The sequence below is a fragment of the Sphaerotilus sp. FB-3 genome, assembly GCF_023706025.1.
Lineage (GTDB): Bacteria > Pseudomonadota > Gammaproteobacteria > Burkholderiales > Burkholderiaceae_C > Sphaerotilus > Sphaerotilus sulfidivorans.
The window spans coordinates 196,897-209,211 of the sequence record NZ_BQWE01000017.1 but is presented as its reverse complement, the minus strand read 5'-3'; the positions used below and the strand labels follow the sequence as shown (position 1 = coordinate 209,211).

At 70.4% G+C, this 12,315-nt stretch carries 8 protein-coding genes; 3 read left to right on the top strand and 5 right to left on the bottom strand.

What is annotated here, in order from left to right:
• Positions 1 to 9: 9 nt before the first annotated feature.
• The 3 genes from NFT33_RS10570 (at position 10) to NFT33_RS10560 (ending at position 3,048) form a co-directional block, all read left to right on the top strand.
• On the top strand, positions 10 to 858 hold the full coding sequence (locus NFT33_RS10570; RefSeq protein WP_149503798.1) for a carbohydrate ABC transporter permease: 849 nt from the start codon (positions 10 to 12) through the stop codon (positions 856 to 858).
• Positions 859 to 878: 20 nt separating this feature from the next.
• Complete coding sequence (locus NFT33_RS10565; protein WP_220784279.1) at positions 879 to 1,943, top strand: ABC transporter ATP-binding protein; 1,065 nt, start codon at positions 879 to 881, stop codon at positions 1,941 to 1,943.
• Between the two features lie 133 nt (positions 1,944 to 2,076).
• Positions 2,077 to 3,048 carry a glucokinase gene (locus NFT33_RS10560; RefSeq protein ID WP_251675174.1) on the top strand — a complete coding sequence of 324 codons (972 nt, stop codon included), beginning with the start codon at positions 2,077 to 2,079 and terminating at the stop codon, positions 3,046 to 3,048.
• 111 nt (positions 3,049 to 3,159) lie between these two features.
• Here the strand turns inward: NFT33_RS10560 and NFT33_RS10555 are convergent, their stop codons facing one another.
• From NFT33_RS10555 to smc, 5 genes are all read right to left on the bottom strand, one after another.
• Positions 3,160 to 4,488 (bottom strand): hypothetical protein, encoded by a 1,329-nt coding sequence (locus tag NFT33_RS10555; RefSeq protein ID WP_251675172.1) that lies wholly within the window; start codon positions 4,486 to 4,488, stop codon positions 3,160 to 3,162.
• Positions 4,489 to 4,508: 20 nt separating this feature from the next.
• Positions 4,509 to 5,057, bottom strand: a complete 549-nt coding sequence (locus NFT33_RS10550; RefSeq protein ID WP_251675169.1) for a hypothetical protein — start codon at positions 5,055 to 5,057, stop codon at positions 4,509 to 4,511.
• A gap of 169 nt (positions 5,058 to 5,226) precedes the next feature.
• On the bottom strand, positions 5,227 to 7,347 hold the full coding sequence (gene ligA / locus NFT33_RS10545; protein WP_251675166.1) for an NAD-dependent DNA ligase LigA: 2,121 nt from the start codon (positions 7,345 to 7,347) through the stop codon (positions 5,227 to 5,229).
• Positions 7,348 to 7,396: 49 nt separating this feature from the next.
• Positions 7,397 to 8,617, bottom strand: a complete 1,221-nt coding sequence (locus NFT33_RS10540; RefSeq protein WP_251675164.1) for a cell division protein ZipA C-terminal FtsZ-binding domain-containing protein — start codon at positions 8,615 to 8,617, stop codon at positions 7,397 to 7,399.
• Between the two features lie 75 nt (positions 8,618 to 8,692).
• Entirely contained in the window at positions 8,693 to 12,223 is a 3,531-nt protein-coding gene (gene smc / locus NFT33_RS10535; protein WP_251675161.1) for a chromosome segregation protein SMC, read from the bottom strand.
• Positions 12,224 to 12,315: the final 92 nt, after the last annotated feature.

Genomic DNA, 12,315 nt, shown 5'->3' with positions numbered 1-12,315 from the left:
AGTCCCCTCATGAAAAACGTCCACCGCTTCATCATCTTCGGCCTGCTCGGCGTCTTTGCGCTGTTCTTCCTGCTGCCGTTCTACGTGATGCTCGTGACCTCGCTGAAGGACATGAGCGAGATCCGCGGCGGCAGCCTGCTGGCGCTGCCGGCCGGGCTGAACTTCGAGGCCTGGGGCAAGGCCTGGTCGAATGCCTGCACCGGCACCGACTGCAACGGCCTGCAGCCCTTCTTCTGGAACTCGATGGCGATGATCGTGCCGGCCGTGGCGATCTCCACCACGCTGGGCGCGCTCAACGGCTATGTGCTGACCAAGTGGCGCTTCAAGGGCAGCGAGCTGCTGTTCTCCTTCATGCTGTTCGGCGTGTTCATGCCGCTGCAGGTGGTGCTGCTGCCGATGTCGCAGGTGCTGGGCTGGGTCGGCCTGTCGGACTCGATCTGGGGCCTGATCACGGTGCACGTGCTGATGGGCCTGGCCTCGACGACGCTGTTCTTCCGCAACTACTACATCGGGCTGCCCGACGAGCTGATCAAGGCGGCGATGCTCGACGGTGCCGGCTTCTTCCGCATCTTCGTGCGCATCGTGCTGCCGCTGTCGACGCCCATCCTGGTCGTCACGCTGATCTGGCAGTTCACCAACATCTGGAACGACTTCCTGTTCGGCGTGGTGTTCTCCGGCGCCGATTCCAAGCCGATCACGGTGGGCCTGAACAACCTGGCCAACACCTCCAGCTCGGTCAAGGAATACAACGTGGACATGGCCGCCGCGATGATCGCCGCGCTGCCGACGCTCCTCGTCTATGTCGTCGCAGGCAAGTACTTCGTGCGCGGGCTGACCGCCGGCGCCGTCAAGGGTTAAGAAGGATTCAGGATCTCATCATGGGCGCACTTTCCATCCGCAACGTCCGCAAGACCTACAGCGGCGACATCCACATCCTCAAGGGCATCGATCTCGAGATCGAGAAGGGCGAGTTCCTGATCCTGGTGGGCCCGTCGGGCTGCGGCAAGTCGACGCTGCTGTCGATGATCGCCGGCCTCGACAGCCCCACCAGCGGCACCATCCACATCGGCGAGCGCGACGTCACCCACGAGCTGCCGAAGAACCGCGACATCGCGATGGTGTTCCAGAGCTATGCGCTCTACCCGAACATGAACGTGGCCGAGAACATCGCCTTCGGCCTGGAGATGCGCAAGGTGCCCAAGGCCGAGCGCGAGAAGGCGGTGGCCCGGGTGGCCAGGATGCTGCAGATCGAGCATCTGCTCGAGCGCAAGCCCGGCGCGCTCTCGGGCGGCCAGCGCCAGCGCGTGGCCATGGGCCGCGCCCTGGCGCGCGACCCGGCGCTGTTCCTCTTCGACGAGCCGCTGTCCAACCTGGACGCCAAGCTGCGCGTGGAGATGCGCGCCGAGATCAAGCAGCTGCACCAGCGCACCCGCACCACCACCGTCTACGTCACCCACGACCAGGTCGAGGCCATGACGCTGGGCGACCGCATCGCGGTGATGCAGGGCGGCGTGGTGCAGCAGTTCGGCACGCCCGACGACATCTACAGCCGCCCGGCCACCGTCTTCGTGGCCGAGTTCATCGGCTCGCCGGCGATGAACATGCTGCGCGGCACCGCGGCCGCCGGCGGCGTGTCGGTGAATGGCACGCTGCTGGCCACCCATGCCGAGCACCAGGCGGCGGCACCGGCCGGCCGCAAGGTGATCTACGGCCTGCGTCCGGAAAAGATCAGCTTCGCCGCCAGCGGCCTGGCCGGCGAGATCACCATGCTGGAGCCGACCGGCCCGGAGACCTATGTGTCGGTGAAGACCGCCGCCGGCGCGCTGGTGGTTCGCCTGGCCGGCCATGTGGCCGAGCAGGTCGGCGACACGGTGCATCTGAGCTGGTCGACAGACGCGGTCCACCTGTTCGACGGCGAGACCGAGAAGCGTCTGGGCCGCTGAGCCCCCCGCCGCCGCCCGCCGGCTTGTTCTGGGCACGAAACCTGCGGCGCGCTACGATGGCGCGCCGCAGTCGTTTCCGGCCGGCGCCTGTCCTTCTTTCCCTGCCCTTCATTCCCGAGTGACGTCCCCGCAGATGAGCTCCCGTTCGCCCTATCCCCGCCTCGTGGCCGACATCGGCGGCACCAACGCCCGCTTCGGCTGGATCGCGCATGACGGCGCCACGATCGACCGGATCCGCACCCTGCCCTGCGCCGAGCATGCGACGCTGGCCGATGCGGTGCGCGCCTATCTCGCCGGCACCGGCCTGGGGCAGCCCGGCTCGATGGCGATGGGCATCGCCAATCCGGTCACCGGCGACGAGATCCGCATGACCAACCACCACTGGGGCTTCTCGATCTCGGGCCTGCAGGCCGAGCTGGGCCTGCAGCGGCTGGTGGTGATCAACGACTTCACCGCGCTGGCGCTGGCGCTGCCCTCGCTGCAGCCGCACGAGCTGCGCCAGGTCGGCGGCGGCAGCGCCCGCCCGCAGGCACCGATCGCGCTGATCGGCCCGGGCACCGGCCTGGGCGTGTCCGGCCTGCTGCCGGCCGGCGACCAGTGGGTCGCGCTGGCCGGCGAAGGCGGCCATGTGACGCTGGCGGCCAGCGACGCGCGCGAGGAGGCGATCATCGCGGTGCTGCGCGAGCGCTACGGCCACGCCTCGGCCGAACGCGCGATCTGCGGCGCTGGCCTGGTGGCGCTGTACGAGGCGGTCTGCCAGCTCGATGGCGTGGCCGCGACCGCGTCGACGCCGGCCGACGTCAGCCGCCGCGCGCTCTCGGGCGAATGCGCCCGCAGCGTCGAGGCGGCCTCGCGCTTCTGCGCGCTGCTGGGCAGCGTCGCGGGCAATCTGGCGCTGACGCTGGGCGCGCTGGGCGGCGTCTACATCGGCGGCGGCATCGTGCCGCGCCTGGGCGACTTTCTCGACCGCTCGGACTTCCGCGCCCGCTTCGAGGCCAAGGGGCGCTTCCAGGCCTATCTGGCGCAGATGCCGGTCTTCGTGATCGACGCCAGCGTGTCGCCGGCGCTGCTGGGCGTGGCGCGCGCGCTGGATCAGGATCTCTGAAGCCGCCATCGGCCCTGAGGCCCAGAGCCGGGAAAACGAAAAAGCCGCGGCGGGTGCCGCGGCTTTTTTTCGGGTCGCCGGATGCGCAGTGGCATCCGACAGGGCCGACGATCAGAGCGCGTAGGTCGGCAGACCGGTGCTCTCGTAGCTGGTGAAGGGAGCATAAGGCGTCACCACCGGCTTGGCCCAGCTGCCGTCGCTGTTCTTCGTCAGCACAACCTTGACCGGGAAGGTGAGCCGGGTCTGCTGAATGAACTCGGGCAGATCGTCGTAGGCAAACGTCTTGGAGTAGACCTCACCGGACTTCGCGGTCGCGATCTGCAGCGTGATCGGCGTCAGCGAGGGAATCTGGGCGTGGACACGGGTCACGGCGATCCAGTAGGTGCCCGGCAGCAGCTTGCTCTCGTCGCAGGACGCGTAGTAGTGCTCCGGCCCGCTGTCTGCCAGCGATGTTCCCTTGCCATCCTTGTCGAGATAGCCGGCGTAGCCCTGCTTGGACACATCCCCGCCGCCACCCTTGCCCGGATCGCCCGTGGTCGAGAAGTGCACCCACTGGACATAGCTGCTGCCGGTCTGCGGGGGCGTCGGCTCGATCACATGCAGATCGAAGTCGTTCTTCAGCGGATTGCCATTGGCATCGGTGCCATAGGCATTCGACGGCACCGACCACGACAGGGTCGCGGTGAAGAAACCCTGGTTGTTGTGCAGGCCTGTCGGGGTCTTCAGCGCCGCCATCTTCTCGGTCAGCGCGGTCGCATCACTCGTGCCGGGGCGGCTGGTGAGCGACAGGCGCAGCGCAGAATCGTTGCTCGGCGAACCGATGGCCGTGAAGCTCTGGTCGGCGAACAGCGTGCCCTGGCTGCCCAGGCTGGCGAGCGTGACCTTCTGGCGTTCGGTATAGAGCGCCTGGATGCGGGCCTTCTGGGTGTTGCCGACGGTGGTCAGCGCGCTCACGGAGGCGGCCTTCTGGCTCGTCACCTGCGCGGCGAAGGACGAGGTCAGCGCGGTGAAGCGGCTGTCGCCGGTGCGGCCGGCCAGCGTGCTCCAGGCCGAGTTGTCACCGCCGAGGAAGTCCCAGAAGTATTCCCAGTGGGCGCTCAGCGCGCCGTCCAGCGCGCTGCGGTAGGCACTGGCCAGCGCCTGCAGCTGGGTCGGGGTCAGGCTGTAGAAGCTCTCGTAGCGGACCGGCTCGCTGTTGAGCGTCTCGACGCTGCCGGTGGTGTTGCGGCCGTGCCGGGCGATGCGCATCGCGGCACGCTGCGCATCGGCATCATCCGGCAGCGCCAGCGTGTCGTTGTAGTAGGCGACGACATAGCCGCCAGCCGCATCGCAGATCGAGGTGGTGGCCGCGGTGGCCGTGCCCGCCAGCATCGCCAGGCCGGCTGCGCCCGCCAGCGCGTGACGCAGGAAGTTGTGCTTGCTCTTCAGCTTGATCTTCATCGTGTCGCTCCCGGTCGATGTCAGTTGCTGCTGGTGCAGCCGGTGCCTTCGGGGGCACGCACGACGGTGTCGTTGACCGCCGCGGCATAGGCCAGATAGGCCGAGGCGCGTGCGTCGGTGTTGAGGGCCACGCGGCGCACGTCGGCCACCGCCTTGTAGCCGGCGTCGATCGAGGCGGCGCTCTGCATCACGCATTCCACCGCGTCGCTGGCGGCGGTGCGGGCGGCGCGCAGCGCATCGGCGTCGGTCGTGCTGACCGTGATTGCACCCTGATAGGCCCGGGCCAGCTGGGTTGCAGCCGCGCTCATCGCGCTGGTGTAGCCCTGGCTGCCGATCCAGGTCGCGACATCGTCACGCACGCCATCGGCGTTGGCATCGGTGCCGGCAGCGGCACTGCCTCGGTCCAGCACCAGCGTCGAGCCCGACACGCCGGCCATCACCTCGGTGGTGGTCTTCGCCGTCGTTCCCGTTCCCGTGCCACCGTCGCTGCTGCCACCGCCGCCGCCACCGCCGCAACCGGCCAGCAGGCCGAGCGTCAGCAGCGCCCCCATCATCGACAACTTCTTCATGATCATCGTTTCCAAGCAGGTCACTCGATGGCCGGGAACCGATTCAGGCTCATCCAGAGAGCCTGTCCGGAGCTCACTCCCGACCGATGAGGCATTCTGGAACCGGTGAAGAAGGACCCTAATCCTTCATTTCAGGGGGTTCATGTCGCGGCTTTTCCGATATTGCGACTTATTGGACGTCTGAAGTCCACTGAGCCGCCCGCAACGAGGCGACAAGCTTCAGCAAACCTTCCTCATCGAGGATCGGCAGGCTCAGAGCCTGAGCCTTGTCAAGCTTCGATCCGGCCTCTGCGCCTGCCACGACATAGCTCGTCTTCTTCGAGACCGAGCCGCTGACCTTGCCGCCGGCGGCCTCGATCAGATCCTTCGCATCATCGCGGCCCATCGTCGGCAGCGTGCCGGTCAGCACGAAGGTCAGGCCGGCCAGCGGCAGGCTCTGCGCCGGCGGCGCGCCCTCGTGCTCGTCCCAGGTGACGCCGGCGGCGCGCAGCTGCTCGACCACCTCGCGGTTGTGCGGCTGGTCGAAGAAGGTGCGCAGGCTGGCCGCCACGATCGGCCCGACATCGGGCACCTCGACCAGCTGCTCGGGCGGGGCGTCCATCAGCCGGTCGATGCCGCCGAAGTGGCGCGCCAATGCCTTGGCGGTCGACTCGCCCACATGGCGGATGCCCAGTCCGAACAGGAAGCGCGCCAGCGTGGTGTGGCGGCTCCGCTCCAGCGCGTCGACCAGGTTCTGCGCGCTCTTCTCGCCCATGCGCTCGAGCGCGGCGAGCTTGAGCACGCCCAGCTTGTAGAGCTCGGGCAGGGTGCGGATCAGGCCGGAGTCGACCAGCTGGTCGACCACCTTGTCGCCCAGGCCCTCGATGTCCATCGCGCGCCGGCCGGCGAAGTGCAGCAGCGCCTGCTTGCGCTGCGCCGGGCAGAACAGGCCGCCGGTGCAGCGCCAGTCGGCCTCGCCTTCTTCCCGCACGATGTCGCTGGCGCAGACCGGGCAGCAGCCCTGCAGGCGCTGGTACAGATCGAAGGGCTCGCCGGCGTCCGGCGGGCGGCGCTCCGGCACCACGCCGACCACCTCGGGAATCACGTCGCCGGCGCGGCGCACGATCACCGTGTCGCCGACGCGCACATCCTTGCGACGCGTCTCGTCCTCGTTGTGCAGCGTGGCGTTGCTGACGGTGGTGCCGCCGACGAAGACCGGCTCGAGCTTGGCCACCGGCGTGAGCTTGCCGGTGCGCCCGACCTGGATGTCGATTGCCAGCACCCGCGTCATCTGCTCCTGCGCCGGGTACTTGTGCGCCACCGCCCAGCGCGGCTCGCGGGTCTTGAAACCGAGCTGCTGCTGCAGCGCCCGGTCATCGACCTTGTAGACCACGCCGTCGATGTCGAAGGGCAGCGCATCGCGCTTCGCGCCGATCGCGGCATGGAAGGCAACCAGCCCGTCGGCGCCCTCGGCCACGATCCGGTCGGCGCAGACCGGCAGGCCCATCGCCGCAAAGGCATCGAGCAGCCCGGCATGGGTCGCCGGAATGTCCCAGCCCTGCACATCGCCCAGGCCGTAGGCGAAGAAGCTCAGCGGGCGCTGCGCCGTCACCGCCGGATCGAGCTGACGCACCGCACCGGCGGCGGTGTTGCGCGGGTTGACATAGGTCTTCTCGCCCTTCTGGCGCTGGACCTCGTTGAGCCGCTCGAAGTCGTCGCGGCGCATGTAGACCTCGCCGCGCACCTCGATCACCGGCGCGTCGACGCCCGCCAGTCGAAGGGGAATCTGGCCGATCGTGCGGATGTTCTGGGTGACATCCTCGCCGGTCTCGCCGTCACCGCGGGTGGCGGCCTGCACCAGCACGCCGGCCTCGTAGCGCAGGTTGATCGCCAGACCGTCGAACTTCAGCTCGGCCGCGTAGCGCACCGGCGGGTCGGACTCGGTCCGCTTCAGGGCCGAGCGCACCCGCTCGTCGAAGGCGATGGCGCCTTGCGATGTGGTGTCCGTCTCGGTCTCGATCGACAGCATCGGCACGGCATGCCGCACCGGCGACAGGCCGTCGAGCACCGCGCCGATGACCCGCTGCGTCGGCGAGTCGGACGTGCGCAGCGCGGGATCCGCCGCCTCCAGCGCCTGCAGCTCGGCGAACAGGCGGTCGTACTCGGCGTCCGGAATCTCCGGCGCGTCGAGCACGTAGTAGCGGTGGGCGTGATGGTGGAGCTGGCGACGCAGCTCGGCCGCGCGCAGGGCGGTCGGCGCCTCGGAAGGCGGATCGGAGGGAGCGTCGGAGAAGAGATCGGTCTGGGACATGCGCGCCAGTGTAGGCGCGGCACGCCCGCAGCTGAACCTCGGCGGAACCTCAGCTGAACAGGCGGCGCGTGGCCGGCGCACCGGCAGGCAGGCCGAACTCCTCGAGCTTGTCGTACAGGCCGTCGAGGTCCTCGCGGATCATCGCGAAGGACTCGGCATGGAGGCGCTGGCCGGAATCATCGGTCACCTCGGCGTCCAGCGAGATCGCCAGCGCCTGGCCGGCCGCGCACCAGGCGTTGAAGGGCTGGTCCTGGCGCGGCGTCTGCGGCACGTCGAAGATCAGCGACATCTGGTCGACCCAGACCTGGCCAGGATCGTCGGCCAGGGCCGCCTGGGCGTCCAGGCACAGCTCCAGCACCGGCGGCGCGCCTTCGGTGCGGCCGGGCAGCACCAGCCGGCCCGGCGTCGGCCCGTCGACGAAGCCATGGCGCGCGGCATGCTGCTGGACCCAGCTCAGCGGCCAGCTGCCGCGCCGGGCCTGCAGGCGCATCGCCAGCTGGGCGTCATGGTTGACCGCGATGTGATCGAGCGCCCGGGCCTGCGCCACCACCTCGAGCATGTCGGGGAAGAGCGCCTCGCCGCCCAGCGCATCGGCGCAGGCCTGGATCTTCTGGACGAACTCGGAATACTCGATCTCGTTGATCGCGCCGCCGCGGTTGACCTGCTGCACGCCGGCCTGCAGAGCGCTGTAGCGGGCCGGGGCGGCCAGGGGCTCCCATTGGCCGGTCTCGGCATGGCGACCCTCGATCAGGAAGGGCTTGCTGCCGGCGCGGCGGGTCGGCGGCACCTGCGCGAGCACCTGCTCGGCCGACAGCGGCGCGTCCAGCCCGATCGGCACGATCGCGTCGATCAGCGCGTCGATGCGGGCCGGGCTGCTGTGGCGGCGCGGCGCATGCGCCAGCGCGGCCGGTACCTCGCTCAGACGCTGCTCGATCGGCGTCACCGGCGCGACCGCCGGAGCAGGCGCGATCGCGTGCATCTCAGGCTCCCGCACGGCGGCCGGCTCGCGCGGCAGCGCATCGAAGACCGCCGGGCGGGTGGAGGCCGGCTCCGGACCGAAGCTCGGCTCGAGCGCCATCGGCACGGTGCCCGGGCCGGGATCGGACGCATCGGGCGGCGGCAGCGGCGCGGTGTCGGAGGCGGTGCCGGCCGGGGCCGAGGTCGGCCGGGCACGGCCGGCGGCCCGGCGCGTCTGCCAGGCACCATGCCCGATCACCCCGGCGAGCACCAAGCCGCCGATGATGGCCAACCAGATTTGCAGCGAATTCATCGGACCCTGTTTTCCTTGTCTTCAGTCGTGTCGTTGCTCGCGCAGCGCGGCAGCCCTGCCAGGCACAGGCTCATCTCATGAGTCCGCCATCGAGACGGCAGCCTCCATGTCGACGGCGACGATGCGCGAGACCCCCTGCTCCTGCATTGTCACCCCGATGAGCTGTTCTGCCATTTCCATCGCTATTTTGTTATGCGAGATGAACAGGAACTGCGTTTGATCAGACATCTTGCGCACGAGACGGGCATATCGCTCGGTATTGGCGTCGTCCAGTGGCGCATCCACCTCATCGAGCAGGCAGAACGGCGCCGGGTTGAGCTGGAAGATCGCGAAGACCAGCGCGATGGCGGTCAGCGCCTTCTCGCCGCCCGAGAGCAGGTGGATGGTCGAATTCTTCTTGCCCGGCGGCTGCGCCATGACCTGCACGCCGGCGTCGAGAATCTCCTCGCCGGTCATCACCAGCCGGGCGGTGCCGCCGCCGAACAGCGACGGGAACATCTGGCCGAAGCCGGCGTCGACCCGCTCGAAGGTGCTGCGCAGCAGGTCGCGCGTCTCGGCGTCGATCTTGCGGATCGCCTCCTCCAGCGTCTGCATCGCCTCCTGCAGGTCGGCGTTCTGCGCATCCAGGAAGCCCTTGCGCTCGCGCGCCGAGCCCAGCTCCTCGAGCGCGGCCAGGTTGACCGCGCCCAGCGCGTTCATCTCGCGCTGCAGCCGGTCGATCTCGGCCTGCAGGCCGTGCAGGCGCACGCCGTCCCGGGCGATGCCCTCGGCGAGCGGCGCCAGATCGACGCCGGCGGCCTGCAACTGCTCCATGAACTGCGCGCCGCCCAGCGAGGCGGCCTGCTCCTCGAGCTGCAGCCGGGTGATGTCGTCGCGCAGCGGCTGCAGCTCGCGCTCGAGCGCGCCGCGGCGCTCGTCATGCTGGCGCAGCTGCAGCGTGAGTTCCTCATGGCGCGAGCGCACGCCCGAGAGCGCCTGCTCGCGCTCGATGCGCAGCGCCAGCGCCTCCTGCAGGCCCTCGCTGGTCGAGGCCTCGTCGAAGCCCTCGAGCTCGAGCTGCAGCTGGCTCTCGGTCTGGGTGGCGGCGCGGATCTGCTGCGCGGCGGTCTCGATCGCGCGCTGCAGCTCGCCGCGGCGCGCCTCCAGCGCGCGGGCACCGAACTGCGCCTCCTGCGCGCCGCGCTCGAGCCGGCGCAGCTGCTCGCGGGCATCGTTCAGACGCCGCTCGGCCTCCAGCACCCGGTCCTCGGCGGCGACCTGCGCCTCCTGCGCGTCGCCGAGCTGCAGATCCAGCTCTTCCAGCCGGGCCTGATCGGTCTGGCGACGCTCCTCGATGTCCTCGGCCTGCAGGTCGATCTCGGCGATCTCGGCGTCGAGCTGATCGCGTCGGCGGGTGGCCTGCTCGGCCTGCTGCGCCAGGCGCATCACCTCGACCTGCAGCTGATGCGCGCGCGACTGCGCCTCGCCGGCCTCGCGGCGGGCGCCGGCGAGCTGGCGCGAGGCCTCGGCGGCGGCCGCCTCGGCACGCACCTGCGCGTCGCGCGCGCCGTCGGCCAGCAGCACCTGCGCGCGGGTCTGGCGGTCGAGCTGCTCGATCTCCTGCGCGCGCGCCAGCAGGCCGGACTGCTCGGAGTCCGGCGCATGGAAGGCCACCGCATGGCGGCTGACCGCATGGCCGGCCGGCGTCAGGATCAGCTCGCCCGGGCGCAGCCGCTCGCGCAGCAGGAGCGCCGCGGCCAGATCCGGCGCGGTGCGGCAGCCCGCCAGCCAGTCCTCCAGCAGCCCGGAAAGCGCCACATCGCCCAGGCGCAGCCGCGAGGCCAGCGTCGGCAGCGGCAGGCGCGGCGCCTCCTCGACAGGCGCCTCGGTGCGGCCGGCCTCGGCCAGGCTGCAGAACACCAGCCGCGCCGGCGGCGGATCGGCCTCGAAGGCGCGCACCGTCTCGACCCGGCCGATCTCCAGCGCCTGCAGACGCTCGCGCAGCGCCGCCTCCAGCGCGCTTTCCCAGCCCGGCTCGACCTGCAGCCGGGTCCACAGCGCCGCCAGCCCGTCCAGGCCGTGACGCGCCAGCCAGGGCGGCAGCCGGCCACCGCGCTGCACCTTCTCCTGCAGCGCACGCAGCGCGTCGAGCTTGGCGGCCAGCTGGGCGCGGCGCGCCTGCTCCTGGCTGGCGAGCTGCTGCGCGGCGCGGCGCTGCTCCTCCAGCTCGGGCAGCTGTTCGGTCAGCGCGGCCAGCCGCTCCTCGGCCTGAACCTGCAGATCGCGGGCCTCGTCGAGCTGCGCCTGCAGCAGCGCCAGCCGCTCGGCATCCGGCGCGGCGAGCTGGCGCCGCTCGGTGCCGAGACGCTCGCGGCGCAGCTCAAGCTCGCGGCGGCGCTCGTCGAGGTGGCGCGACTGCGCCGCCAGCAGCTGGATCTGCTGCTGCACGCCGGTGGCGCGGGCCCGCTCGGCGCCGGCCTGCTGCGTGGCCTGGCGCAGCCGGTCCTCGGCGGCGGGCAGCGCCTCGGTGTGATCTTCGAGCTGCGCGGCCAGCACCGCGGCCTGCTCCTCGGCCTCGATCTGGCGACCGGCCAGGTCTTCGAGCTGCGCCTGGGCCTCGGCCTGACGCTCGACCCACTGCGCGGCCTGGGCCTGCGCCTCCATCAGCCGCTGCTGGCTGCGCCGGCGCGCGTCGGCCACATGACGGATGCGCTCCTCCAGGCGGCTGACCTGCATCGCCGCCTCGGCCAGACGGCCCTGGGCGACATGCAGCGCGTCGTTCGATTCATGGTGCGACTGGCGCAGCGACTCCAGCGCCGCCTCGGTGCGGCGCAGCTCGGCCAGACGCGACTCCAGCGCGTTGGTCGCCGCCAGCACCGCCTCGCGCACCCGCTGCTGCTCGCCGGTGGCATCGCGGTGCTTCAGGAACCAGAGCTGGTGCAGCTTCAGCGTGCCGGCCTGCTGCAGGTCGCGGAAGCGCTGCGCCACCTGCGCCTGCGCCTCGAGCTTCTCGAGGTTGGCGTCAAGCTCGCGCAGGATGTCCTCGACCCGGGTCAGGTTCTCGCGGGTGTCCTTCAGGCGGTTCTCGGTCTCGCGGCGGCGCTCCTTGTACTTGGAGACGCCCGCGGCCTCCTCCAGGAACAGGCGCAGCTCCTCGGGGCGAGACTCGATGATGCGGCTGATCGTGCCCTGCCCGATGATGGCGTAGGCGCGCGGGCCCAGACCGGTGCCCAGGAACACGTCCTGCACATCGCGCCGGCGCACCGGCTGGCTGTTGATGTAGTACTGGCTGGTGCCATCGCGGGTCAGCACCCGGCGCACCGCGATCTCGGCGTACTGGTTCCACTGGCCGCCGGCGCGCGCCGACGCGTTGTCGAAGATCAGCTCGACGCTGGCGCGGGCGGCGGGCTTGCGCTGCCCGGAGCCGTTGAAGATCACGTCCTGCATCGACTCGCCGCGCAGCTCGCTGGCCTTGCTCTCGCCCAGCACCCAGCGCACCGCGTCCATGATGTTGGACTTGCCGCAGCCGTTGGGGCCGACCACGCCCACCAGCTGCCCGGGCAGCTGGAAATGGGTCGGATCGGCAAAGGACTTGAAGCCCGCGAGCTTGATCGAATTCAGGCGCATCGGCCGCAAGTCTTTGATCTGAAAGTGATTTTCCCGCAAGCATCGATCACGGGGCGGGCGCGATGATAGCACCGGGCCCTGACCGGGCCGGG